We start from the raw sequence: 22,370 nt of genomic DNA on the forward strand, positions 1-22,370 counted from the left end.
AGGTGATCCTAAACAACGCTGAGTCTATGAGCCAGCAGGACATCTGCGTGGTCGTCCCCACTATCAGGGAGTACGAATGTATGCGCGAGTACGTCGCCAACGCCCGTGAACACGGGTTCGACACCGACCGCCTGTTCGTCGTGCTGGTCACGGAGGCGTTCTGTGACACCGACGAGATGGCGGCGATGCTCGACGACCTGGGCGTTGACGGCGCCGTCTTCGACGGCACCGCACGCGAGGCGTGGTTCGCCGAGCAGGGGGTCAGCGAGTACGCCCACCTGATCCCCGCGGCCAGCCACGCCCAGACTTCCTTCGGCCTGCTGTACATGTGGGCCAACGAGCGATTCGACTACGGCGTGTTCATCGACGACGACACCCTCCCCCACGAGGGGGAGGACTTCTTCGGCACCCACCTCGAGAACCTCGCCTACGAGGGCGAAATCGAGTCCCGCGCCTCCGACGAGTCGTGGGTCAACGTCCTCGATGACGCCGACGCGAACCTCTACCCCCGTGGCTACCCCTACGCGGCGATGGACGAGGACATCGAGCGCAAGACCACCGAGGTCGACGATGTCGTCGCCTCGCAGGGCCTCTGGACGAACGTCCCGGACCTCGACGCCGTGCGCATCCTGATGGACGGCGACCTGCAGGGGCAGGCCCAGAGCCGCACAAGCGCCGACGACTTCGGCGAGGACTTCGTCGCCGCCGAGGGCCAGTATCTCACCGTCTGCTCGATGAACCTTGCCTTCCGCCGGGAGGTGATCCCGGCGTTCTACCAGCTCCCGATGGACGACAACCGTTGGGATGTGGGCCGGTTCGACGACATCTGGTCGGGCCTGTTTCTCAAGCGCGCCTGTGACGTGCTGGGCAAGCAGGTGTACAACGGCGGCCCGCTCTGTGAGCACAACAAAGCGCCGCGCTCGACGTTCGACGACCTCCAGAACGAGGTCGCTGGCCTCGAACTCAACGAGCACGTCTGGGAGGTCATCGACGACGCCGCCGCGGGCGCCGAGAGCTACCACGACGCGTTCGCCGCCATGGCTGACGCGCTCGCTGAGGGCGAGTTCGAGTCGTGGAACAACGGCGAGTTCCTGAACTACTGCGGCGCCCACATGCGCGACTGGCTCGACTGCCTCGACGCGCTGGAGGAACCCGCCGCGGAGCCCGTGGAGGTGCCCGCCGATGACTGAGGAGTTCTCGAAGCGACGCCGCCGACTGCTGGGCACCCTTGCGGGCGCCGGCCTCGTCGGCATCGCTGGCTGTTCGGGCGGCGACGACACCACGGGGACCGAAACGGACGGAACGCCGGGCGTGACTGATACGCCGACCGAGGGCGCCGACACCAGCGGCTCCGCGGAGTTCTCGGAGTTCCGCGGCTCCGGCGCGCTGGCAGAGGGACGCAGCGAGATCGGCGGCACCCGGATCTCGGAGCTTCCGGCGCTCTCGGGCGAACTCACCGTCTACCTCGGCGGCGGGGAGGGTGGGCTCTACCGCGATCTGCTCACCAAACTGGAGAACATCTACCCCGACTTCACGGCGACGCCGCGGCCCTACGGCACCAGCGAGGGGGCAAACACCATCATCACCGAGGGCTCCTCCACCCCGGCGGACGTGTTCTGGTCCGTCGACGCTGGCTCGCTCGCGGCCGTCGCCGCCGAGGGGCTGACCTCGACGCTCCCGGACGAGGTGACCGACCCCGTTCCCGAGCAGTTCCACCCCGACGGCGACTGGGTGGGCACCGCTGGCCGCGCTCGCGCCATCCCGTACAACACCGAGGCGCTCGATGAGTCGGACGTTCCCGACGACGTGATGTCGCTCCCGGACTCCGATGTCGCCGGTCAGATGGGCTGGGCGCCGACCTACGGCGCGTTTCAAGCGTTCGTCACGGCCATGCGGATCACCGAGGGCGAGGAGGCGACCCGCCAGTGGCTCCAGTCGATGGTCGACGCCGGCGTCACGGAGTACGACAACGAGTTCTTCGTCTCCAACGCCGTCGCCGACGGCGAACTGCAGGCTGGCTTCGCCAACCACTACTACGCGCTCCGAGTGCAGGAGGCTCGCCCCGAGGCGCCGATTGACCTCGCCTTCACCAGCGGCGATGCGGGCGCGCTGATCAACGTCGCCGGCGCTGCCGTGCTCGAACCCAGCCCCCAGCAGGAACTGGCCCAGAACTTCGTGCGCCACCTGCTCTCGGCTGAGGCGCAGGAGTTCTTCGCCACGCGGGCGTACGCCTACCCGATGATTCCGGGCGTGCCGCCGGTCGGTGGCCTCCCCCCCATCGACGAACTCGAACCGCCGGAGTTCGACCTCGCGCGGCTCTCCGAAATCGGGCCGACGGTGGACCTCATGCGGGAGGTGGGCGTGCTCTGATGGGCGCGGTCGGCGACGCTCCGGGAAACCTCGGATCGCGACTCCGCGAGCTACTGGGCCGGCTACTCGGCCTCGACGACGACGGCGTCTCGACGCCGTTGGTGCTGCTGTCGGCGGCCGTCGCGGCCGCGGTGCTGTCGCCGCTGCTCTGGCTCCTGCTCCGGGCCAGCGAGGTCCCCCTCGACGAGGCGCTGTCGCTGCTCCGTGGGTCGACGGAGGTGTTCGCCAACAGTCTCGTGCTTGTCGGCGTCGTCACGGCGGCCTCGGTCGCACTCGGGGTCCCGCTCGCGGTACTCACCGTCCAGACCGACCTCCCGTTCCGGCGGTTCTGGACCGTCGCCGTCGCGCTCCCGCTGGTGGTTCCGAGCTACATCGGCGCGTTCGCGTACGTCTCGGCGTTCGGCCCCGACGGCGCGCTCGCCGACGCGCTGGCGCCGCTGGGCGTCTCGATTCCGAACGTGTACGGGCTCGGCGGCACCGCGCTGGTCCTGACGCTGTTCGTCTACCCCTACGTGTTCCTCACCACCCGCGCGGCGCTGCTCTCCTTCGACGAGACGCAGTTGGAGGCCGCCCGGACCCTCAACGTCGGCTACCTCGCGGCGTTCCGCCGGGTGATCCTGCCCCAGATCCTCCCGGCGGTCACCGCGGGCGCGCTACTGGTCGCGCTGTACGCGCTCTCGGACTTCGGCACGCCGTCGATCATGCAGTACGACGTGTTCACGCGGATGATCTACGTCGAACTCAACAGCTTCGGCGACGGCCGGGCGAACGCGACGCTGCTCTCCTTACAGCTACTCACCGTGACCGCGGTGGTGGTCGCGCTAGAGTCCCGGATCGGCGACGACGCCGACGCGGGCTACGGCGCGCCGGCGGCTTCGACGGCGATGATCTCGCTCGGTCGGCTGCGCTGGCTCGCCGTGCTGTTCCCGGCGGTGGTGTCGCTGTTCACACTCGCGCTCCCGGTGGGGATTCTGACGATGTGGTTCGTCCGTGCCGAGGCGCTCGCCTACGAGGTCGGTGGTCGGGCGTTCGAACTCGGCTTCGCGCTGAACTCCGTCTACGCGGCTGCACTGGCCGCGGCGGCGACGATGGTGATCGCGCTCCCGGTCGCGTACTACTCGGGGCGCTCGAACGCGCCGCTGGCGCGCCTGACCGAGCGCGCGACGTATCTGGGCTACGCGATGCCGGGCGTCGTGCTCGCGCTCGCGCTGGTGTTTTTCAGCAGCAATCAGCTCGCCGCGTTCTTCGGGCCGACGGTCTCCCGCGCGGTGTACCAGTCGCTCCCGCTGCTGGTGTTTGCCTACGTCGTTCGCTTTCTCCCGCAGGCCGTCGGCGCCACGCGCTCGTCGGTGCTGGGCGTCGATCCCGCGCTCATCGGCGCTGCGCGGGTGCTCGGCGCCCAGCCGAAAGCGGTGTTCCGGCGCGTGACGCTGCCGCTGATCGCGCCGGGTGTGCTCGCGGGCGCCGCGCTGGTCTTCCTCACGACGATGAAGGAACTGGACACCACACTCATCCTCCACCCGACAGGGTTTACAACACTGGTGACGTACATCTGGCGAGTTCAGGAAGGGGGGTACTACGGCCGGGCGGCGCTGCCGGCGCTGGTGCTGGTGGTGCTCTCCGGGCTCTCGATGATCCCCCTCCTCGTTCAACGCCGCGACACATGAGCGACAACGCCACCCCCACGACCGACGACCGCGCGGAGCGAGCGGCGGCCGAGACGGCGAACTCGGTTGTCACCGACGCCCACGCGCCGGCCACCGAGGCCGACACGCCGCCGGCGGTGCTCGAACTCTCGAACGTCGTCAAGCGATTCGCGGGCGAGACGGCCGTCGACGGCGTCGACCTCACGGTTCGAGAGGGCGAACTGCTCACGCTGCTCGGGCCCTCTGGCTGCGGGAAGACCACTACCCTCCGGATGATTGCGGGTCTCGAAACGCCGACTGAGGGGACCGTCTCGGTCGGCGGCGACGTCGTCGCCGGCGAGGGGAGTGTGGTCCCGCCGGAGGAGCGCGATGTGGGGATGGTGTTCCAGGAGTTCGCGCTGTTCCCCCACCTCTCGGTCGCCGAGAACGTCGCGTTCGGCCTCGACGACCCCGATAGTGAGGCTGCCGACCGACGGGTCGCGGACCTGCTCGACCTCGTCGGCCTCGACGGCTACGGCGACCGCTCGCCGACGGACCTCTCGGGCGGGCAGCGCCAGCGCGTCGCGCTCGCGCGCTCGCTCGCCCCCGAACCCGACGTACTACTCCTTGACGAGCCGTTCTCGAACCTCGACGTGGCGCTGCGAGTCGAGATGCGCGAGGAGGTGACCCGGATCCTCAACGAGGCCGGGGTCACCGCCGTCTCGGTCACCCACGATCAGGAGGAGGCGCTCTCCATCTCCGACCGCGTGGCGGTGATGTCCGAGGGTCGCGTCGAGCAGGTCGGCAGTCCCGCGTCGCTGTTCGAGCACCCGAAATCCCGCTTCGTCGCCTCCTTCCTCGGGCAGGCGAGTTTCGTCCCCGGCCGGATCACCGAGGACACCGTGGACACGACTATCGGCTCCTACGGCCGCGACCTGCTGGAGGGCGTGACCGACGAGTACGTCAGCGCCGAGGTGGACGTGCTGGTGCGCCCGGACGACCTCCGACTGGCGCCACTCGACGGCGAGGCTGGCACGGTCGGTGCTGCGGAGGCCCGCCCCACCGCCGACGGCGGAATCGCGGCGCCCGCCGCCGACCAGTCTGCGACGTCGACGCCGCCCGCTGCCGATGGCGAAGTGATCCGGCGGCAGTACACCGGCCCCTCCTTCGTCTACCACGTCCGACTCGACGACGGCCCCGTGGTTCGCTGTCTCCACAACCACGCCGTCGAGGTCGACGTGGGCGAGCGCGTACGCGTCCGCCTCGTCGCCGACCACACCCTCGCCTGGTACCCCGCGGCGTAGATGTCCGAGCGCTCGCCCGACGACGGTGTTCGGCGGGCGCTCAGCCGGGTTGTTGACGCCGCCCGCGACCGACTCGACCGGGGCTGGCTCGCGATTCTCGTACTCGGCGCAATCGCCGCCGTCGTTTCCGTCGTCGTCGCCACCAGACTGTTCCCGTATCACTCGCTCAACCACGACGAGGGCGTCTACCTCCAGCAGGCCGAACTGCTGCGCGCCGGACGGCTGTTCCTCCGACCCCCAGTAGAAGGCTCCTACCGCCCGTGGTTCTTCGTCGACGGCCCACAGGGGCTCTACTCGAAGTATGCGCCCGTCACGGCCGCGGTGTTCGCACTGGGCCGGACGCTCGGTGCGTACCCACTCGCGCTGGCCGGCGTCTCGGCGACGGTCGTCGCCGGCACGGCCGCGGTCGGCCGGGAGCTGTTCGACGCCCGCGTCGGTGTGCTCGCGGGCGCGCTGGTGCTCGCGTCGCCGCTGTTCCTGCTGCATTCGGGCACGTACCTCCCCTACGCGGTGACGGCGGCGTTCGAGGTGACGTTCGCGTACGCCTACCTCCGTGCCGAGCGAACCGGGAGCCGGCGGCTCGCGACCGTCGCGGGCGCCGCCGTCGGCGTCGCATTCCTCGCCCGGCCCTACACCGCGGTGCTGTTCGCGGCGCCGTTCATCGGCCACGCCTGCGTCAGCCTCGCTCGCTCGGGGGCGTGGCGGGCGCCGTTCACGCAGGTCGACGAGGCGGCGCGCGCGCTGTTCGCCCGACGGCTGGCGACCGCCGGCCTCGGCGTCCTCGGCGTCGCCGTCGCGCTGGGCTACAACGCGGTCGTCACGGGCGACCCGCTCGTCTTCCCGTATCAGGCGTTCGCACCCGAGGATGGGATCGGCTTCGGGCACCGACAGCTACTGGCTCACGAGACCCAGTACACCGTCGAGTTGGCGCTCGAAGCCAACAGCCGCGTGCTCGCGACGCTGTTCTCCGACTGGGTGGCGATGGGCGTCGTGGGCACCGCGCTCGCAGTTGCCGGCGTGGCGGCTTCCGTCGGCGTCGCGCGTCGTCGCGGCCCGACTCCCCAGTCGTGGCGGCGTGTTGCGCTCGGGGGGATGCTCCTCACGATTCCCGCCGGCAACGTGGCGTTCTGGGGGAACTACAACATCCTCGGCGCGCTGGACGTGGCCAATGACGGCCTGATCTACCACCTCGGGCCGTACTACCACTACGACCTGCTGATCCCCACGGCGATATTCGGCGCCGTCGCGGCAGTCTGGGGCGCGGACCGACTCAACGCGCTTCTCGACTCCCGGCTCTCGGACGATCTCCCGGCCGGCCGGATCGCTGTTGTGCTGCTCGTGATCACGGCCGGGATCGGCGGCGCCGTCGCGGCCGACACGGCAGCGGGGCCGATCCAGCGCAACGCGGCGGTCAGCGACGAACTCGAAGCCGCCTACGCGCCGTTCGAGGCCCAGGGCGGGCTCTCGGCCGGCAACGCCGTGATCGGCGGCGACCGGACCGCTGAGCCGACGGTCACCTTCCTTCCGACGGTGTACGGTCCGTGGCTGAACCATCCGTTCCAAGCAGTCCGGAACGATCCGGACTTCGACGGCGCGTCGCTGTATGCGCTGGCGGACAACCGCGAACTCGACGTGGCGGCGGCCCACCCCAACCACTCGCTCCGGCGCTACGTCTACCGGGGCGCGTGGAACCCCGTCGACGGCGAGGCCGTCACTGCGGAACTCCGGCCGGTCCAGCGCGTCTCGGGCGAGTCGGTCCGCCTCGACGCCTCAGTCGGCGTCCCCGGGAACGCGGAATCGGTGTCGATCCGCGCCGGCGGCGACGCCGGCCAGACGTACGCCACCGCGAACGCGAGCGAGCGCGCGCTGACTCTCTCGCTCGTCGTCGCCGACGGGGAGGCACGGCTCTCCGGGTCCGGCCTCTCAGGTGCCGGAAGCTTCGCCGTCGCCGACCGCGACGAACTCACGGTCACGGTCTTCGTCTCCACCGGGCCGAGTTCGGGGTTCAGCTACGAACTCGTGTTCCCGGTCGAGACTGGTCCGGACGGGGTGCGCGCGCTCTCGCCGACCCGGGAGCGCTGTCCCGTCCCGGACCGCTGTGTGCCCGCGGGGCTGGGGCCGTCGCCGCCCGGGACGTTCGCCAACACGACGCTCGTGAGTGGGTCTGCGGAGTGAGTGGCCGGTAACGCGGCTGAGGCGCCGATATCGGGGGAACAGTTTTGCGCACGTAGCGCAAATCGTGTGGTATGGCAACAAGCAGCAAATCATCCGCGCTGGAGCGGCTGAAGGCGTACTACAACGACGAAGAGTGCGTCTGTACCGCGTGTGGGTTCGTCGATGACGAGGCCGACTGGGCCGGCGAGACCGACGGCCGGGTCGTCGAATACTCCCACGAGTGCCCGTGCTGTGGCGCCGTCATGGAGCACACGGTCGATCTCACTGTGGCGTGAGCGTCGACGTCCAGACGAGGTGATTTTCCGGCGAGTCGGTGGGTCGTGATCGACTGCTAGAACAGGCTCCGTAACTGCCGTTTTCGCTCCTCCGCACAGACGCGAAGGATCGAGCCCGCGATCTCGGCGCCGCCCGAGAACGGGTCGAGTTTGGTCTCCCCCAGTCGCTCGTCGTAGGCGATGGGCTCCTCACGCACGTTGTAGCCCCGCATCCCGGGCCTGATCAGCAGCTCCGCGGAGAGCCCGGTGTTCTCGGTCCAGGTGATGTCCTCGATCACGTCCCCGCGGTAGGCGCGCATCCCCGTGGTCACGTCGTGGAGATGGTCGCCTGCGAGCGCGCTCGACAACGCGGCAAAGGCGAGGTTCCCGTAGCGGTTCATCGTCGGCATCGTCTCGGCGCCGTGGTAGAGCCGGTCGCCACTGACCACGTCGTAGCCCTCGTTGATCAGATCGAGGAAGTCCGGGATGCGCTCCATCGGGTAGGTACCGTCGCAGTCGGTCGTGATCCGCACGGGGTTGCTCGCGGAGAGTAGCGCCTTACAGACCGCGTAGCCGTACCCCTGTGGCTCCTGTTCGATGACGGTCGCGCCGTGCTCGCGGGCGATGTCGGCCGTGTCGTCGCTGGAGCCGTCGACGACGACGACCTCTGCTTTCCCATCTGTGGCGTCGTCGATGTCCGAAAGCACCGGCCCAATGGCCTCGGCCTCGTTGTAGCTCCCCATCACGACGCTCACGTCCGCAAGCCCGTAGTCGCTCATGGATCGGGGGTGGGGCCACGATGGTTTAGGCTTGCCGAAAAACGACGCAGAACCCCCCGGACGTTTCCGGAGCGAGTCGGGTTTAAGGGCCCTCCCTCCCACCTCAGCGGTATGGATCTCGGACTCGCAGACACGAGCGCACTGGTGACCGCATCGAGCAGCGGCCTCGGGAAGGCGTCGGCGACGGCGCTGGCCCGCGAGGGCGCGAACGTCGTGCTCAACGGCCGGGACGGGGAGCGACTCGCCGAGGCCGTCGAGGAGGTCGACGCGGTCGGCGACGGCGAGGTCGTCGGCGTACAGGGCGACCTGACCGAGAAGGCGGACATCGAGCATCTCGTCGAGCGAACCGTCGAAGAGTTCGGCGGCATCGACACGCTCGTGACGAGCGCCGGCGGCCCGCCCAGCGGACCCTTCGAGGAAACCACTGACGAGGACTGGTACCAAGCGTTCGACCTGCTGGTGATGAGCGCGGTCCGAACGGTGCGAGAGGCCGCGCCCCACCTCAAGGAGTCCGATCAGGGGACGATGACGTTCGTCACCTCCCGATCCGTGAAGGAGGCTATCGACTCGCTGGTGCTCTCGAACTCCGTCCGGATGGCCGTCATCGGCCTCGAGAAGACCCTCTCGAAGGAACTGGGTCCGGAGATCCGCTCGAACGCGGTGCTGCCGGGCCCCCACGAGACCTCCCGGATCGAGGAACTCGTCGAGCAGGCCGTCGACCGCGGCGACTACGAGGACTACGAGGAGGGCCTCGCCGACTGGGGCGCGGGCATCCCGCTCGAGCGCATCGGCGACCCGATGGAACTCGGCGACGCCGTGGCGTTCCTCTCCTCGCCGAAGTCCTCCTACATCAACGGCGTCGCGCTCCCCATCGAGGGCGGCGCGGGCGCGAGCAACCTCTAAGGCGTGGTTACGGCTCCATCCGGAGCGCGTAGATGATGCAGACCAGCCCGACGATTTCGAGGGTCTGGACGAACGCCTGACTGACGGCCCCCGGAATCGACGGGAACAGCAACGATATCGCTACCAGCGGTATCGGGAGGCCGAGGATGATCCCGAAGCCGATGGCCAGATACAGCATCGGTCGGCTGTCGTTACGCCGGTAGCCGCGGTACGCGAGGAACGCGATGAACAGGCCGAGCGCCGCGCCGACCATCTCGTAAGCCTGCAGCAGCGCGGCAGTCGTCCCGCCGACTTGGAGTGGTCCCAGCATCAGATATCCTCGATCAGGCGGGTGAACCGGTCGGACATGTCCTCCCGGCGGTCGATTTCGAGGTGGAGTTCGCCGTCGTCGAGTTCGACGGTCACGCGCCGGAGGTTCGGCGCGTACACCTGCGTGTGGTGCCCGCCGTCAGGATCCGGGCGAGTCTGTTCCTCGATCAGATCGCGCTCTCGGAGCCGTTCGAGTCGGCGGTAGATGGTCGGCCCCGACGCGTCACACTGCTGTTTGAGTTCGCTTGCGGACATGGGTTCTCGGCTCGTCCGAGTGAGGATAGCCCGGGCTGTCTCGTCCTCCAGCAGCCCCGCGACGGCCTCGATCTCCTCCTCACTCACTGTGGGCCAGTTGTTGGCAAAAGTACCTAAAGAGCTATCGAACGCTTCAGGGTCTGAAGCACTGGCTCCCGTTCTATCGTATGCCCCGGCGAAGCCGGGCGTACAGATGACTGCTCCCGCATTCGACGCAGCCGACCGCCACCCGGCTGCAACGTACTTCGCACTCACGTTTGCCCTCTCCTGGGGAGTGTGGTTCCCAGTTCTCACGGCCGTCGAGGGCCCGATGCTCAAACTCGCCGCCATCCCCGGTGCGTTCGGGCCGCTGGTGGCTGCCGCCGTCGTCACGCGCCTGCGCGGCGAGTCCGTCCGGGGCTGGCTCGCGTCGACCCTCGACTGGCGCCGCTCGCCGCGGTGGTACGCCGCCGCGCTGGCGGTCCCCATCGGCGTCAGTCTCGCGCTCGGCGCCGTGATGGTCGCGCTAACCGGCGGCGTCGACGAGTCGGCGGTCGCCCCCGCACTCGGCGGGTTCGCGATCAACGTGGTGTTCGCCACGCTGCTCGGCGGCGGACAGGAGGAGTTCGGCTGGCGCGGGTTCGCGCTCCCGCACCTACAGGCCCGGTACGGTGCGCTGTCGGCGAGCGTCGTCGTCGGCGCCGTCTGGGCGCTGTGGCACGCACCGATGTTCGCCTTCGGCGTGTACGAGATGTCGCCCGCGGGGTACGCGGCGTTCGTCGTCGTCGCCTCCGTTACGTTCACGTGGCTCTACAACAGCTCTCGGGGCTGTGTGCCTGCAGCCGTCCTGATGCACGGGGCGCTCAACGCGAGCGTGAACGTCCCGCTGCAGGTCGTCGTCGGCCCGTCGGCGCTGCCCGTCCCGTTCACGGTCCTCCTGGTCGGCGGCTTCGGGCTGGTGGCGCTCGCGCTGGTGGCCCGATACGGCCCTGAGTCGCTCTCTGTCGGCGACGTGCAGGCGTCGACGTGGACGGCTGACCGACCTAAACAACGCTCCACGGCCGGCCCGGAAACGGTGGGGGAAGCGTGAGGTCCGCACGTCGTACGCTCCCCGAACTCACCTCGTTCGCGCTGGTCGTCGCGACTGTTGCTGCTGGCGCCGTCGTCGCGCCCGCGCTCCCCGAGCGGATGATCGTCGGCTGGCACGTGGGGCTCGACGGGCAGGTCACGGTCAGGCGCGCGCCGCGCGTACTCGGTCTGGTCGCCATCCCCGCGGTTACGGTCGTGCTGTACGTCGCGCTCCGGACCACGCGTCTCGTTCTCGACGAGGCGGCTGGCGTCGACGTTCGGCTGTTCGAGGTGTTGGCCCACCTCCTGCTCGCGGCGCTGGCGATCGGGCAGGCGTGGCTGCTCGCGACCAATCTGTGACACCGGAGCCTCTTGGCTCGTGACGGGACGACGACTCGGAGAACGCGTATAGCTGCCGCTCAGTGTGTTGAGCAGACGGGGTAGGTCTGGCAGTCTACCCCGACGTGCAGAGCACGCGGGGCGAAAGGGACTGCTGACCGTGCCGTCTATCTACTACTCCCGGCTGTCGCTACAAAACCCCTCCGATACGCCGGGCCGAGCGGGGACCGGAACGGGAACTACTCCGCAGGGAGGGATACCCCGCACTCAGGGCACTCCTCGTCGACGACCGTCACCTGCAGGTCACACGCCGGACAGTAGTCCCGGTAGCACGCGTCGTCGCCCATACCGCCCTGTACGGCCCCGGGACGCATATATCTCCGGCCGCGAGCGTTGGCGGAGGAGTCATCTCGATTCCCTTTCTCACTCCCGAGGATCGCGACCGCGTCGCCGACGCCGTTGACGGTGTCGCTGCCGAGGGGGCGAGGGTCCGCGTCGAGATGCTCCTCGCCACCCCCTCTGAGGAGTAGTCCGTCTCTCCGACGAATCTCGCAGGGTTCAACAGCGTCGACGCCTGGACCTAGGAGCCGGCGCTACCACTTCCTGTACGGCAGGAACTTCCCCTCGTAGGTGATCCGCACCCGGTCGCCCGCCTCGTGTTCGACCCTGTCGACGTGGCACTCGAAGTCGATGGCCGACATGATGCCGTCACCGGAGCGCTCCGCGCTCCGGTTGGCAGACAGGAGCTTCGCTCCTGTCGACGTCGCCGAACTCCTCGTGGACGCAGGCTTTGATGGCGTCGCCGTACACCTGCGGGATCTCGTAGAGGCGGTAGAGCATCGGGTCCGAGGGGATGGTCGGGTCGTCCTCGCCTTTGTACGGCGCGCGCTTGAGCGCGTCGACGACTTCCGACTCCTCGACGCCCAGTGCGTCACAGAGCGCGCGGGCCTCCTCCTCGGTGCCGCTCACGTCGCCCAGCAGCAGCGACGCGGTCCAGACTTCGTCCCGGCCGACCGCGTCAGCCAATTCAGTGAACGACACGTCCGCGTCAGCTTTCGCCGTTCGCAGTCGCTCGGTGGCTTCCTCGCGTTCGAGCATGGCTGCGCGTGCGGCCGCCGGCGAGGAAAGCGTGGTGGCAGGGGGAACGTTCAACAGCCGAGCGACCCTCGCTGTCGACCATGAGCGACTGGCTGAAAGCCATCGGCGAGCACAGCGTCACCGACCAGTGGGAGTGTGCAGACTGTGGCGCTGCCTTCGACTGTCTCTCGCAGTTCCGGCAGACCGACTGCAACTGAGCGAGAGCCGCCGCTGGTCTCCCGACCGAACCGGCGTTCGAACAGCGATACCGGCAAAAGGGGCGACTTACTCCGAGTCGGCCATCGCGCCGAACGCCTCCTCGGCGTCGGCCGGCACGTCGAAGTCGTGGTAGTGCTCGCCCTTCTCCTTGCTCAGGATGTTGAGCGCGGCCGAGGCGCCGTCGCCCGCGGAGATGACGGCCTGCCACTCCTCGGCGCGGACCATCGCACCCGTCGCGTAGGCGTCCTCGACGCTGGTCTCCATCGTCACGTCGGCGTCGACGACGCCCTCGTCGGTGAGTTCACAGCCCAGATCCTCGGCGAGGTCGCGGTTCGCCCCCGTCGCGAGCACGACGTAGGGCGCCTCGTACTCGCCTGCCTCCGTCGTGACGGTGAAGCCGTCGCCGCTCTCGGCCACGTCGGTCACTTCCTCGCCCTGCTTTCGCTCGACGCCGAAGTTGTCGACCTGGTTTCGGAGGGTGTCGAGGAACACGCTCCCGTCCCGGGAGCCGACCCCGGGGTAGTTGAACAGGTGAGCCTTGTGCATCCACGTTCCGTCGGTGTCGAACACCGTGGTCTCGAGACCGTTCTTCTCGGCGAACAGTGCTGCGCTCAGGCCGGCGGGACCGCCGCCGACGACGAGTACGTCTGCCATGAATGAACGTTCGACCGCTTCTCCCGTAATTCTTTGCACGGCGGAACGCGATTGAGTAACACGCCGTCGACCGCTACTCCCTTCCTTCCGGGCGGCATTGGGCCGACCGTCTGACGTGTTACTCCATGCGCTCAGCCTCCTCGCCGGCCTGGTCACCCTCGTCGCCGGCAGTGACCGGACCGTGAAGGGGGCGTCGATGATCGCCCGGGATCGCGGCGTCTCGGCCTTCTTCGTCGGCGTCACCCTCGTCGCCGTCGGCAGTTCGCTGCCGGAAGTCGCCACCTCGGCCTACGGTGCCGCCTACGGGCAGGGGCCGCTGGTGATCGGCCACATCGTCGGCTCAGCCACCTCTCAGATCACGCTCGGGATCGGCCTCGTCGCGATCCTCGCGCCGCTCCCGGCCGCGCGGAGTGAGGTGCTGACCTACGGCGTCGGGATGGTGGTCGCGATGGCGACGATGCTGCTGGTCGTCTCCTCGGGCCGCGTGGGCCGTCTTCAGGGCGTTCTGATGGCGCTGGCCTACCTCGGCTTCATCGCGGCGCGCTACGAACTCACCGACGACACCGATGTCGTCGGCTCACGAGTGTCGACCGACGAGACGCTCTCGCACCCGGTGCTCTGGGCGGTCGCCGGCCTCGTGCTGGTGATCGTCGGCGGCCATCTGCTCGTGACTGGCGCCCGCGGCGTCGCCGACGCGCTGGGCGCGCCGACGTATCTGCTGGGGCTGCTCACCGGTCTGGGGACGACCACCCCCGAAATCGTCGTCGCTGCGCTCGCTGTCCGGCGCGAGGAGGGCGGGATCGCCGTCGGGACGCTGTTCGGCTCGAACATCACCGACCCGCTGTTCTCGCTGGGCGTCGGCGCCGCCGTCGCGCCGCTGGCCGTCGAGAACGTCGACGCCACACTCCTCTCGATCGGCTACATGCTGCTGGTCTCGGCCACTGTCGTCGTGGTGTTCTACCGCCGCGAGGAGGTGGGTCGTTGGGCGGGCGCCGCCTGTCTCGCGCTGTACGTGCCGACGCTGTTTCTGGGCTGAGTGCGTTCTCAGTGCCGATATTCGCCACAAAACATTTATGGGGAACTCTACCCTCGTCTCGAGTGAATGCTCGGTGGCTATCGTTCGGGCGCATCTGTGACCGGTGACCTGCTGTTGGTCATCTCGGTCGTCACCTTGGTGCCGTCGTGGATCGGCGCCGTCGAACTGCTTTCGGCGTTCGGCGTGGGGAACGTCCCCGCAGCGGCCGTCAGCGGCGTGTACGTCTGGGGTCGCGGCGGCCTCTCGGCCGCGCTACTGCTCCGTCGCTGGCGGCAGGGCACCCTGACGCTGACCCGGTCGTGGCTCGCCGAATCGCTGGAGGCGGCGGCCGCGATGAGTCCGATGGCCGACTACCCCACCCCGGCGCCGTACAGCCTCTCCGTTTCGACGGGCGCCAGCGCGGTGCCGGCCTGACGTTCTGACTTGCTCACCGTCCGATTCCCTGACTCCTGACTCTCCGACTCTCTTCGCCCAGAGCGAACGCTTTACCCCGATTCGTCGCCGACTCCGCGTATGGACGCGGCAGTCGTCGCTGACGACGTGACCAAACGCTACGGCGACCTCATCGCCGTCGACGGCGTCTCGCTGTCGGTGCCGGCCGGGACCGTCTTCGGCCTCATCGGCCCGAACGGCGCCGGCAAGACGTCGCTCGTTCGCGCGCTCACCGGCACGACCGAGTACGATGGCGAGGTGTCGCTGCTCGGCACGCCGCCGGAATCGGTCGAGCGCTCCCGGATCGGCCTCCTCCCGCAGTCGTTTTCCCCGCCAGAGCGCCTGACCGTCCGAGAGCTACTGGGCTACTACGCCGACCTCTACGACGGGGCTCGGGACCCCGAGGCGGTCATCTCGGAGGTGGGCCTCGACAACGCGGCGGACACGTGGTACGAGGAGCTATCCGGCGGCCAGCAGCGCCGGGCCTGCGTGGGGATCACGCTGGTCAACGACCCCGACGTGCTCTTTCTCGACGAACCGACCACCGGGATCGACCCCGTGGGCCGCCGGGACCTCTGGATGCTGATCGAGGACCTCGCGGCCGCGGGGGTGACGGTGTTTCTCACCAGCCACTCGATGGACGAGGTCGAACGCCTCGCCGACGAGGTGGCGCTGCTGGCCGACGGCGAGGTCGTCGCCACCGGAACCCCGGGCGCCCTGATCGCCAAGCACGGCGGCGACTCACGGCTCGTGGTCCGGACGGAGGCTAGCGCCAAGCTACTAACCGATGCCGGCTTCGAGGTCGACGCCTCGGCGGGCCGGCTCACCCTCCACGACATCGACGCCGCCGACATCGACGACGCCGTCGACGCGCTGGCGGCCGCCGGTATCGCCTACGAGTCGTTCACTTGGACCGAACCGACGCTGGAGGACGTCTACCTCGAACTCACCGGTGAGTCGTTCCGGGGCGCCGGGACGGCCGCGCCATCGGAGGCACCGGCCGAGGCCTCGGAGGTGGAGCGATGAGCCGTCCCGGCCGGATCGCAAGCGAGTGCCGGGCCGGCGCGAAGGCGTTCCTGCGCCGCCGCACGGCCGTCTTCTTCACGTTCTTCTTCCCGGTGATCATCGTGCTCATCTTCGGCGTGCTCGTGGGTACCCAACCCACCGGCGGCGGCCTGTTCGCGGAACCGCCGGGCTACTACCTCCCGGGCTATCTCGCCGTCGTCGTGCTGTTCACGCCGCTTTCGCGTGTCGGCAGCGAGTTCGCGCGCCACCGAGAGGGCGGCCGGTTCGAAAAGCTCGCCACCACGCCGCTGCGGCGCTGGGAGTGGCTGCTCGCGCACACGCTGGTGAACGTCCTCGTCATCGGCGCCGCCTCGCTGCTGATCTTCGGCCTCGTGGTCGCGCTGGTCGACGCCGAGATCGCCGTCGGCGCGCACCTGCTCCTGCTGGTGCCGTTCGTGGTGCTCGGTGTCGCGCTGTTCTGCGGTCTCGGCGCCATCCTCGGCCGCCTCGCGGACTCCCAGGACGGCGTCGTCGCCGCCAGCAACTCCGTGGCGCTGCCGCTGCTGTTCCTCTCGGAGACGTTCGTCACGCCCGACCTGCTGCCGGCGTGGTTCCAGCCGATCACGAACCTCTCGCCGCTGACGTACTTCGCCCGCGGCGTGCGTGCCCTGACCTACGAGGGGGCGACGCCCGGCGGCGCCGACCCGACGGCGGCGGCGCTACCTCAGCTCGCCATCCTCGCCGTGCTGGCGACGGCGTTCTTCGTCGTCGGCGCCTATGCGGTACCCTATCGGGAGTAGGCCGACCCTCCCCGACTCGATGGCGTCGCCGCCGGCGTTGCGAGCCTCCCGAGCGGGGCGCGCCCCCGCTATCGCCCGAGCTTTAACACCCGGCCGGACCCAGCCTGAGTATGCCAGAAACCACAGATCCGCCCGAGGGAACCGGGGGAATCGTCTTCTTCAGAACTGCTGACCGCGACTCGGTCGTCGACTGGTACCGCGAGGTCGTCGGCGCCGAGACGTGGCTGGAACAGCCGGGCTGTACGATCCTCGCGTTCGAGAACTTCCGTTTTGGCTTCTGCGACGCCGAGGAAACGGAAACCGAGGGGATTCTGACGTTCGTCTATGATACGACCGAGGAAGTTGATGAGTTACATCACTGACTCGGTGAGGCTGCCCGTGAGAAACCCCATGAGAACGAACAGTATTGAATATACCAATTTTTCGCTGATGATCCTGACGGACGTACTGTAGGAATCAGTCGTTTCTCCACGGTACACCCCCTGTATAAGGGAATATTGTGCAGTTGGCAGGTAGGAAGCAATCGGTGTTCCAGTAGGTCTGACTCTACTCACACATCACTGCAGGGTTTTTCTCACCGTTGACCACCCGCTTCGGGCCCGCCGTGCAGATCTGGTAGCGAACTCGGAGATACTTTCCCAGAGACGACGCTCTGTGTCGAGCAGCCATTCGGCGAAAATCACGGCGAGAAGCGTGAGCGGGAGCACCACGACCAGTAAGAGGTCGCTTGTCACCCCAAATCCCGTCAGAAACTGCCCGATACTCCCCTCCAGCCCGAAGAAGAGGACGTACGCCAGAAGCGCCGGGACGCCGAAAGACAGCCCGTACGCGGCAACACGCTCTGACGTTTCCTCGTCGGAGGTGTCGTGTGGAGGGGCAGTATCTGCCGTCGGACCGGACCCCGGCTCCCACACGTGCTCTGCAGCCTCGTGTCCGCGAGTGTTTGCCCGCCAGTTGACGCTGGAGCCATCGCTCCGAGAACGGGAGTCTTCACTAGCGGACGACCGGTCGCGCTGATAAGCTTCCTTCGTTTCAGAGGATGACTCGTGGCCACTCCCACCGATGAACGCCTCGTGACCAACTTCGTCGTATCGCTCGCGCATATCGGGGTCCGAGAGCGTGTCGTACGCCTCTTTCAGTCGAATGAACTGCTGTTGGGCGTCAGGGTCGTCGTTCTGGTCGGGGTGTTTCTCCATCACGGCGCGTTTCCACGCCTCCTCAATCTCCTCCTGTGTCGCCGTCTCGGCTACCCCGAGTCGGTCGTAGTAGTTGGTCGTCATTCGTTTGAGAATTTTCGTCCGTGTCTCGCCTCGTGACACCCACGACAGAGGGTTCGGAGGTTCTTCGGGTGGTCCGCACCGCCCTTGCTCCGAGGCATTGCGTGGTCGACGTGCAGTTCGCTCGAGCCACCCCGAGGTCCGCCGAGCGCTCCGCAATTGCGGCACTCGTAGCCGTCGCGCTGGCGAACTGACCGGGCAATGGCACCCCAGTTATCCGGCAACGGCGGCGTTCGTTTCGTCCGATCTACCTTCGTCGGAGTCGTTCCAACGAACCAGGGAAGCACACCGGTCGGTGTCGCAATCGGCGACCGACGAACGTACAGTTGTGCCCGCGAGAACGGATAGAGCAGCGTTACGTGCTTCAGATGGCCGTAGGTAGTCCGTAGGGTTAGCTCGATAAGCTTGCCAACGGAGGTGTATTTGTTCACCCCGAGCGATCGGAAGTACTTGAGAGCGCGGTAGCTCCAGAAGAACACCGACGCTATTGCGAGCGGGACCCACAGGAGGCCGGTAATCGCGGCACGAGTGGGCTTGCTGATTTTTGTCCTCAGTCCCGTCGACGCGAGGTCGTCCTCGAGCACACGGCTGGGCATATCGCCCCCTTCAAGCGCCTGTATCGCGCCGTCGAAGATATCTTCGTCGCCGTGGGACATCTCGACCTGGTCGATGTTTTCGACCGCTATTCGTGCTTTGAGAGTCTCTAGAGCTTCCTCCCGAGGCGTAACCAGATTGGGGCGGTAGTACGCTATCTTGGAGAGCGCCGAACCCGCGGCAACCCGTTCCTCGAACTCGTCAGCGTTGAGCAACTCGACCATCAGATCTGTCCCATCTCCGAAATCCTGCGGGAACCACGTGGCAAGGTTCGCAATCGTGAGGAGGATGTTTTGCCTCGCAACCGTGTGCTCGTCGTCGAGACGCGCGAGTATCGCGTCGCTGATGCTGCGTAGCTGTTCGGGAAAGTGCACGCTGAGCGGGACGAGCACGCGCGTCGCCTCTACCCTTGTTTCCGCATCATCGGCGACCAGGAGCGGCGGAAGGTCGGGCAAATGGTTCACTGCACTCGCTGGATCGGTTTCGGCGAGCAGCGCTAACCGCTTCGCCTGCTCACGTCCGTCCGCTGTAGAGTTGCCAGCCATCCGTTCTCACCCGAAGCTGAGGACGACAGTCTGAGCGCTGGTGACAGTCAGTTGCTTTTCGGTGCTCTCTCCCTCGTACTCGCCGCTGAGAGTGATGTCACCGGTAAGTTCGAGCGTGTCGTTCAACAGTTCGAACCCGCTCCCGGCATCGTTCCGCATGTGGGACACGGATACCGTGGCGTCGTCGGTAACATCGTTACCGGACGAGTCCTCGACGCGGACAGTAACGTCGTACCCCTTCCCCAACTGGATGCCTCCGAGGTCGGTATCCGACCCGATTTCCTCACGCCCGATTGTAAACAGGTCGGGAACATCGTCGTCTGGACGCCCTCCCTGAACGAACTGGAGCGTATAGGGCTCGCCGGAACTCAACTCCAGTGAGAACGTGCCGTCGCTGGAGAGGAGCGCGGACGAGAACTCGCCACCTATCGCGAGCACCTCGCCATTCGTGACTGGCGACCCCGTCGAGTCCAAGATTCGACCGGAGAGCACCGGGTTCGAACTGGACTCTGTTCCCGTCGCGGTCGTGTCGAGCGTCAGTGTCACGGTTTGGGCGCTATCGACGGTGAGTGACTTCCGAGTGCGGATGTCGTCGTGTTCCGCGACGATTGTCACGTCCCCGGTCAGTTCGATGGGGTTTTTCAGGATACCGAACCCGCTACTCGTGCCGTTGTTCGTGTGGCTGACGCGAATATTCGCGTCGTCGGTGATGTCGCTCCCGTCGGCGCCCTCGGCGACGATGGTGATCTCGTAGCCCGTTCCGACGATAATCTCGCCCAGGTCAGTGTCCCCATCTGGCGTGACGGCGTCGATGGTGTACAGGTCGGGGATATCGTCGTCGGGGTAGCCTGCAGCACCCTGAACGTACTGCAGCGTGTACTCGGTGCCCGACGCCAACTCCAGGGAGAAGCTTCCGTCACTCCCCATGGAACTGCTGGGAAGATTATCTGATCCGCCGAGTGCGAGCACTTCGCCGGTAGTGATGGGGCTCCCGTCTGTACCCTGGAGGTTCCCACTGACCGATGCCGCCGAACCCGACTCGCCACCGAGGTCGAGTTCGACAGTCCGTTCGCTCGTGACGGAGACCGTCTTGCGAGTCGTCGAGTTCTCGTACGAAGCCTGAACAGCAACGTCACCGCCCAGTTCGATTGGGTTCGCCGGGAGCTTGTTCGGGAACCCAGCACCGTCGTTCAACGGGGTAATGTGGATGTCAGCCTCGTCTGTCACGCCATCCCCGCTTGCGTCGGCGACCGAGATGGTCACGTGGTACGCTTTCGGAAGCTCGACAGTCCCGATATCGGTCTCCGACGAGGGGGAGAACGCCCCGAATGTGTAGATATCCGGAATCGCATCGTCCGGGTACTCTGCTTTCGCCTGCGTGTACTGGAATGTGTACTCCGTTCCAGCGGCAACTTCCAGTTCGAAGCCACCTTCGCTCCCCACATCCGCAACGGGAGCCTGGCCCGACGTACTGCCGCCAATCGCAACAACCCGCCCGACAGATACTGGTTCTCCACCTGCTCTCACGAGCGAACCGCTGACGGAGACGCTTCTCGAAGATTCGGTGGACGAGAAGGAGAACGTCACCGTCCGGGGACTCGTGACGTTCACCGTCTTTCGCTTCGTCGCTCCATCGTACTCCGCACGAATCGTGATTTCCCCCGTAACCTCGACCGGATTCTTGCGTAGTTCGTACATCGGCACGCCCTCGCCTTTCCTGTGGGTCAGGAACACCTCGGCGTCCTCTGTCACCGTCGTTCCATCCGGTCCTTCCGCAACGACTTCCAGTTCGTGCCCCTTCGATAGTTGGATGGTCCCGAGGCCCACGTCTGATTCCGAAGAGACGGATTCTATCGCGTAGAGGTCCGGAACGTCGTCGTCGGGGAATTGCTCAGTTCCCTGATGGTACTGAATCACGTGTTCAGCACCGGCAGCGACTGACAGGGAGAACGACCCGTCTTCGTCGGGCGTCGTCGTGGTTGGTTCTCCACCCTTCGTGAGAACTGCGACCTGTCCCGAAGAGACGGCACTCCCGGAGGTGGTCGTCAGCTTTCCGGAGATAGTTATCGAACTAGCCGCCTCTTGGTCGGTCGCAGAATCGGTCGCGGTGTCGGTCCCGGTCGTCGTCGGCACCGCCGTTCCCGTAGCGGTTCCGTCCGGAGACTCCCCACTCGCGCTCTCCGAGCTCTCACTGCACCCAGCAAGTCCGCCTGCTGCACCCACCCCGGCGATTTGAATGAACCGCCGGCGGGACGTGTCGTCGTTCATTCCACCGGGCGTATGGGCGGGGGGTTGGTTTACTCATCCACCGATTTGCCTTCTCACCCCCTGAGAAGCTTCAGATATCCTCCGTTGTACGATTTGGAAACATAATTGTTCGGCTCTGGTGAATCGCTGTAAGGCGGTAGAGTAGGTCGCCAAATCAAAGGAAGTGAAGCGGGAAATCGTCGATGCCTATGTCGAAAATCTCCCGCTTCACGAGCAAAGCGGTGTCGTTAGCTAAAAATGCTGTTGGTGGCCGAGGCGAAGCCGCCGCCCCCGAAGGGGGTGGGGGATTCGCCGACTACGCCGTCGTTTCGCTCCACTGTCTCCGGATTTACTTGGCGAAACCATATCGTGAAGCGCTTGATCTCCTGAGCGAGATGCCGCATATTTTAGCCGATATCGGCCTCGAAGACGGCGATCTCCCGCATCACTCGACGCTAGTAAAGGCGTTTGATAGGTTGCAGATGAAGATCTGGCGAGTGCTGCTGCGCCTCTCGGCGCAGCTACACGACACCGCTGATCACGCCGCGATGGACACGACCTTTTTCGACCGTGAAACCGCCAGCAAGCACTACTGTCGCCGGACGAACTACCGCGTTCAAACGGTAAAAACGACCGCGCTCGTCGATACAAAAACGCAAGCTGTGCTCGACGTTCACTGTACGACTGAGAAACGTCACGACACACAGATCGGCTGGCAACTCGCCCGCCGCAACGCGGGCGAGATTGCCAGCCTCGCCGCCGACAAAGGCTATGATTGGATGCGATTACGCGAGAAATTGCGCGAAGAAGGTGTGAGACCGTTGATCAAGCACCGTGAGTTCCGGCCCATCGACTGCGCGCATAACGCGCGCATCGATGGGTCTCTATATGGCCAAAAAGCACTGTCTGAGACCGTCTTCTCGACGATCAAGCGAACGCTCGGCCACGCGGTGAGTGCCCGAGTGTGGTACCGCGAATTTCGTGAGATCGTTCTGATGTGTACGGTTTACAACATCAATCGAGCCGTGAAACAGTGGAATCAAACGCCATCTGGCGATTCACCAGAGCCGATTGTTCCAATATGAACATTTTTATACTCTGTTCTGTTTCCTTCAGTCATACAT

23 protein-coding genes and 1 pseudogene are annotated in these 22,370 nt (G+C 66.6%); 15 read left to right on the forward strand and 9 right to left on the reverse strand.

All coding sequences use genetic code 11. The features are described from left to right. The first annotated feature begins 26 nt into the window (after positions 1-26). From J2753_RS05045 to J2753_RS05070, 6 genes are all read left to right on the forward strand, one after another. Entirely contained in the window at positions 27-1,190 is a 1,164-nt protein-coding gene (locus J2753_RS05045; protein WP_209490839.1) for an alpha-1 4-glucan-protein synthase, read from the forward strand. Further along, positions 1,183-2,370 (forward strand): extracellular solute-binding protein, encoded by a 1,188-nt coding sequence (locus J2753_RS05050; protein WP_209490840.1) that lies wholly within the window; start codon positions 1,183-1,185, stop codon positions 2,368-2,370. The genes J2753_RS05045 and J2753_RS05050 overlap by 8 nt, the downstream gene beginning before the upstream one ends. Continuing rightward, positions 2,370-4,037 (forward strand): ABC transporter permease, encoded by a 1,668-nt coding sequence (locus tag J2753_RS05055; RefSeq protein WP_209490841.1) that lies wholly within the window; start codon positions 2,370-2,372, stop codon positions 4,035-4,037. The genes J2753_RS05050 and J2753_RS05055 overlap by 1 nt, the downstream gene beginning before the upstream one ends. Beyond that, complete coding sequence (locus tag J2753_RS05060; protein ID WP_209490842.1) at positions 4,034-5,299, forward strand: ABC transporter ATP-binding protein; 1,266 nt, start codon at positions 4,034-4,036, stop codon at positions 5,297-5,299. The genes J2753_RS05055 and J2753_RS05060 overlap by 4 nt, the downstream gene beginning before the upstream one ends. Beyond that, positions 5,300-7,474 (forward strand): DUF7846 domain-containing protein, encoded by a 2,175-nt coding sequence (locus J2753_RS05065; protein WP_209490843.1) that lies wholly within the window; start codon positions 5,300-5,302, stop codon positions 7,472-7,474. 71 nt (positions 7,475-7,545) lie between these two features. Then, positions 7,546-7,749, forward strand: a complete 204-nt coding sequence (locus tag J2753_RS05070; RefSeq protein WP_209490844.1) for an HVO_0649 family zinc finger protein — start codon at positions 7,546-7,548, stop codon at positions 7,747-7,749. A 56-nt stretch (positions 7,750-7,805) separates the two neighbouring features. On the opposite strand, the gene J2753_RS05075 is transcribed toward J2753_RS05070, so the two are convergent. After that, the gene (locus J2753_RS05075; protein WP_209490845.1) at positions 7,806-8,507 is read right to left on the reverse strand and encodes a dolichyl-phosphate hexose transferase; all 702 of its coding nucleotides are present in this window, start codon (positions 8,505-8,507) and stop codon (positions 7,806-7,808) included. A gap of 111 nt (positions 8,508-8,618) precedes the next feature. On the opposite strand from J2753_RS05075, the gene J2753_RS05080 reads away from it, so the two are divergent. Then, positions 8,619-9,410: an SDR family oxidoreductase gene (locus tag J2753_RS05080; RefSeq protein WP_209490846.1), complete on the forward strand. Its 792-nt coding sequence runs from the start codon at positions 8,619-8,621 to the stop codon at positions 9,408-9,410. Between the two features lie 7 nt (positions 9,411-9,417). Here the strand turns inward: J2753_RS05080 and J2753_RS05085 are convergent, their stop codons facing one another. Together J2753_RS05085 and J2753_RS14365 are read right to left on the reverse strand one after the other, a co-directional pair. Further along, positions 9,418-9,720 (reverse strand): DUF7521 family protein, encoded by a 303-nt coding sequence (locus tag J2753_RS05085; RefSeq protein WP_209490847.1) that lies wholly within the window; start codon positions 9,718-9,720, stop codon positions 9,418-9,420. Beyond that, positions 9,720-10,061, reverse strand: coding sequence for an ArsR/SmtB family transcription factor (locus J2753_RS14365; RefSeq protein WP_321168781.1), 342 nt, complete (start codon positions 10,059-10,061; stop codon positions 9,720-9,722). Before J2753_RS14365 ends, J2753_RS05085 begins: the two co-directional genes overlap by 1 nt. 106 nt (positions 10,062-10,167) lie before the next feature. Here J2753_RS14365 and J2753_RS05095 point away from each other — a divergent pair, with 106 nt between their 5' ends. Together J2753_RS05095 and J2753_RS05100 are read left to right on the forward strand one after the other, a co-directional pair. After that, entirely contained in the window at positions 10,168-11,043 is an 876-nt protein-coding gene (locus tag J2753_RS05095; protein ID WP_245334484.1) for a type II CAAX endopeptidase family protein, read from the forward strand. Further along, complete coding sequence (locus tag J2753_RS05100) at positions 11,040-11,381, forward strand: hypothetical protein (protein ID WP_209490850.1); 342 nt, start codon at positions 11,040-11,042, stop codon at positions 11,379-11,381. Before J2753_RS05095 ends, J2753_RS05100 begins: the two co-directional genes overlap by 4 nt. Positions 11,382-11,953: 572 nt before the next feature. On the opposite strand, the gene J2753_RS14725 is transcribed toward J2753_RS05100, so the two are convergent. From J2753_RS14725 to J2753_RS05115, 3 genes are all read right to left on the reverse strand, one after another. Continuing rightward, positions 11,954-12,061 (reverse strand): cyanase, encoded by a 108-nt coding sequence (locus J2753_RS14725; RefSeq protein ID WP_209490851.1) that lies wholly within the window; start codon positions 12,059-12,061, stop codon positions 11,954-11,956. A 7-nt stretch (positions 12,062-12,068) separates the two neighbouring features. Next, the gene (locus J2753_RS05110; RefSeq protein WP_209490852.1) at positions 12,069-12,458 is read right to left on the reverse strand and encodes a cyanase; all 390 of its coding nucleotides are present in this window, start codon (positions 12,456-12,458) and stop codon (positions 12,069-12,071) included. 264 nt (positions 12,459-12,722) lie between these two features. Next, positions 12,723-13,310 (reverse strand): NAD(P)/FAD-dependent oxidoreductase, encoded by a 588-nt coding sequence (locus J2753_RS05115; protein WP_209490853.1) that lies wholly within the window; start codon positions 13,308-13,310, stop codon positions 12,723-12,725. A 115-nt stretch (positions 13,311-13,425) separates the two neighbouring features. Between J2753_RS05115 and J2753_RS05120 the strand changes: the two genes are divergently transcribed. The 5 genes and pseudogenes from J2753_RS05120 to J2753_RS05140 all read left to right on the forward strand — a co-directional run bounded on the left by J2753_RS05120 (position 13,426) and on the right by J2753_RS05140 (position 17,073). Further along, on the forward strand, positions 13,426-14,346 hold the full coding sequence (locus J2753_RS05120; RefSeq protein ID WP_209490854.1) for a sodium:calcium antiporter: 921 nt from the start codon (positions 13,426-13,428) through the stop codon (positions 14,344-14,346). Positions 14,347-14,412: 66 nt separating this feature from the next. Beyond that, positions 14,413-14,760 (forward strand): hypothetical protein, encoded by a 348-nt coding sequence (locus J2753_RS05125; RefSeq protein ID WP_209490855.1) that lies wholly within the window; start codon positions 14,413-14,415, stop codon positions 14,758-14,760. Positions 14,761-14,859: 99 nt separating this feature from the next. Then, positions 14,860-15,804 (forward strand): ABC transporter ATP-binding protein, encoded by a 945-nt coding sequence (locus J2753_RS05130; protein ID WP_209490856.1) that lies wholly within the window; start codon positions 14,860-14,862, stop codon positions 15,802-15,804. Continuing rightward, entirely contained in the window at positions 15,801-16,583 is a 783-nt protein-coding gene (locus J2753_RS05135) for an ABC transporter permease (RefSeq protein WP_209490857.1), read from the forward strand. Before J2753_RS05130 ends, J2753_RS05135 begins: the two co-directional genes overlap by 4 nt. Before the next feature lie 110 nt (positions 16,584-16,693). Beyond that, a pseudogene (locus J2753_RS05140) lies at positions 16,694-17,073 on the forward strand (VOC family protein). Positions 17,074-17,140: 67 nt separating this feature from the next. Here J2753_RS05140 and J2753_RS05145 read toward each other — a convergent pair. From J2753_RS05145 to J2753_RS05155, 3 genes are read right to left on the reverse strand one after another with little or no spacing between them, the layout of a single operon-like run. Beyond that, positions 17,141-17,863, reverse strand: a complete 723-nt coding sequence (locus tag J2753_RS05145; RefSeq protein WP_209490859.1) for a DnaJ domain-containing protein — start codon at positions 17,861-17,863, stop codon at positions 17,141-17,143. Continuing rightward, complete coding sequence (locus J2753_RS05150) at positions 17,860-18,999, reverse strand: HNH endonuclease signature motif containing protein (RefSeq protein WP_209490860.1); 1,140 nt, start codon at positions 18,997-18,999, stop codon at positions 17,860-17,862. The genes J2753_RS05145 and J2753_RS05150 overlap by 4 nt, the downstream gene beginning before the upstream one ends. A 6-nt stretch (positions 19,000-19,005) precedes the next feature. Then, a complete protein-coding gene (locus J2753_RS05155; RefSeq protein ID WP_209490861.1) occupies positions 19,006-21,267 on the reverse strand; it encodes a hypothetical protein in 2,262 nt (753 codons plus the stop codon). A 188-nt stretch (positions 21,268-21,455) separates the two neighbouring features. On the opposite strand from J2753_RS05155, the gene J2753_RS05160 reads away from it, so the two are divergent. Beyond that, positions 21,456-22,331 (forward strand): IS5 family transposase, encoded by an 876-nt coding sequence (locus tag J2753_RS05160; protein ID WP_209490862.1) that lies wholly within the window; start codon positions 21,456-21,458, stop codon positions 22,329-22,331. The last annotated feature ends 39 nt before the right edge of the window (positions 22,332-22,370 follow it).

The sequence above is a fragment of the Halolamina salifodinae genome, from assembly GCF_017874235.1.
Taxonomy (GTDB): Archaea; Halobacteriota; Halobacteria; order Halobacteriales; family Haloferacaceae; genus Halolamina; species Halolamina salifodinae.

Coding starts and splice junctions, on each gene's coding strand:
- J2753_RS05045 (WP_209490839.1), top strand. CDS start 27: ATGAGCCAGCAGGACATCTGCGTGGTCGTCCCCACTATCAGGGAGTAC.
- J2753_RS05050 (WP_209490840.1), top strand. CDS start 1,183: ATGACTGAGGAGTTCTCGAAGCGACGCCGCCGACTGCTGGGCACCCTT.
- J2753_RS05055 (WP_209490841.1), top strand. CDS start 2,370: ATGGGCGCGGTCGGCGACGCTCCGGGAAACCTCGGATCGCGACTCCGC.
- J2753_RS05060 (WP_209490842.1), top strand. CDS start 4,034: ATGAGCGACAACGCCACCCCCACGACCGACGACCGCGCGGAGCGAGCG.
- J2753_RS05065 (WP_209490843.1), top strand. CDS start 5,300: ATGTCCGAGCGCTCGCCCGACGACGGTGTTCGGCGGGCGCTCAGCCGG.
- J2753_RS05070 (WP_209490844.1), top strand. CDS start 7,546: ATGGCAACAAGCAGCAAATCATCCGCGCTGGAGCGGCTGAAGGCGTAC.
- J2753_RS05075 (WP_209490845.1), bottom strand. CDS start 8,507: ATGAGCGACTACGGGCTTGCGGACGTGAGCGTCGTGATGGGGAGCTAC.
- J2753_RS05080 (WP_209490846.1), top strand. CDS start 8,619: ATGGATCTCGGACTCGCAGACACGAGCGCACTGGTGACCGCATCGAGC.
- J2753_RS05085 (WP_209490847.1), bottom strand. CDS start 9,720: ATGCTGGGACCACTCCAAGTCGGCGGGACGACTGCCGCGCTGCTGCAG.
- J2753_RS05095 (WP_245334484.1), top strand. CDS start 10,168: ATGACTGCTCCCGCATTCGACGCAGCCGACCGCCACCCGGCTGCAACG.
- J2753_RS14725 (WP_209490851.1), bottom strand. CDS start 12,061: ATGTCGGCCATCGACTTCGAGTGCCACGTCGACAGGGTCGAACACGAG.
- J2753_RS05110 (WP_209490852.1), bottom strand. CDS start 12,458: ATGCTCGAACGCGAGGAAGCCACCGAGCGACTGCGAACGGCGAAAGCT.
- J2753_RS05115 (WP_209490853.1), bottom strand. CDS start 13,310: ATGGCAGACGTACTCGTCGTCGGCGGCGGTCCCGCCGGCCTGAGCGCA.
- J2753_RS05125 (WP_209490855.1), top strand. CDS start 14,413: ATGCTCGGTGGCTATCGTTCGGGCGCATCTGTGACCGGTGACCTGCTG.
- J2753_RS05130 (WP_209490856.1), top strand. CDS start 14,860: ATGGACGCGGCAGTCGTCGCTGACGACGTGACCAAACGCTACGGCGAC.
- J2753_RS05135 (WP_209490857.1), top strand. CDS start 15,801: ATGAGCCGTCCCGGCCGGATCGCAAGCGAGTGCCGGGCCGGCGCGAAG.
- J2753_RS05145 (WP_209490859.1), bottom strand. CDS start 17,863: ATGACGACCAACTACTACGACCGACTCGGGGTAGCCGAGACGGCGACA.
- J2753_RS05150 (WP_209490860.1), bottom strand. CDS start 18,999: ATGGCTGGCAACTCTACAGCGGACGGACGTGAGCAGGCGAAGCGGTTA.
- J2753_RS05155 (WP_209490861.1), bottom strand. CDS start 21,267: ATGAACGACGACACGTCCCGCCGGCGGTTCATTCAAATCGCCGGGGTG.
- J2753_RS05160 (WP_209490862.1), top strand. CDS start 21,456: ATGTCGAAAATCTCCCGCTTCACGAGCAAAGCGGTGTCGTTAGCTAAA.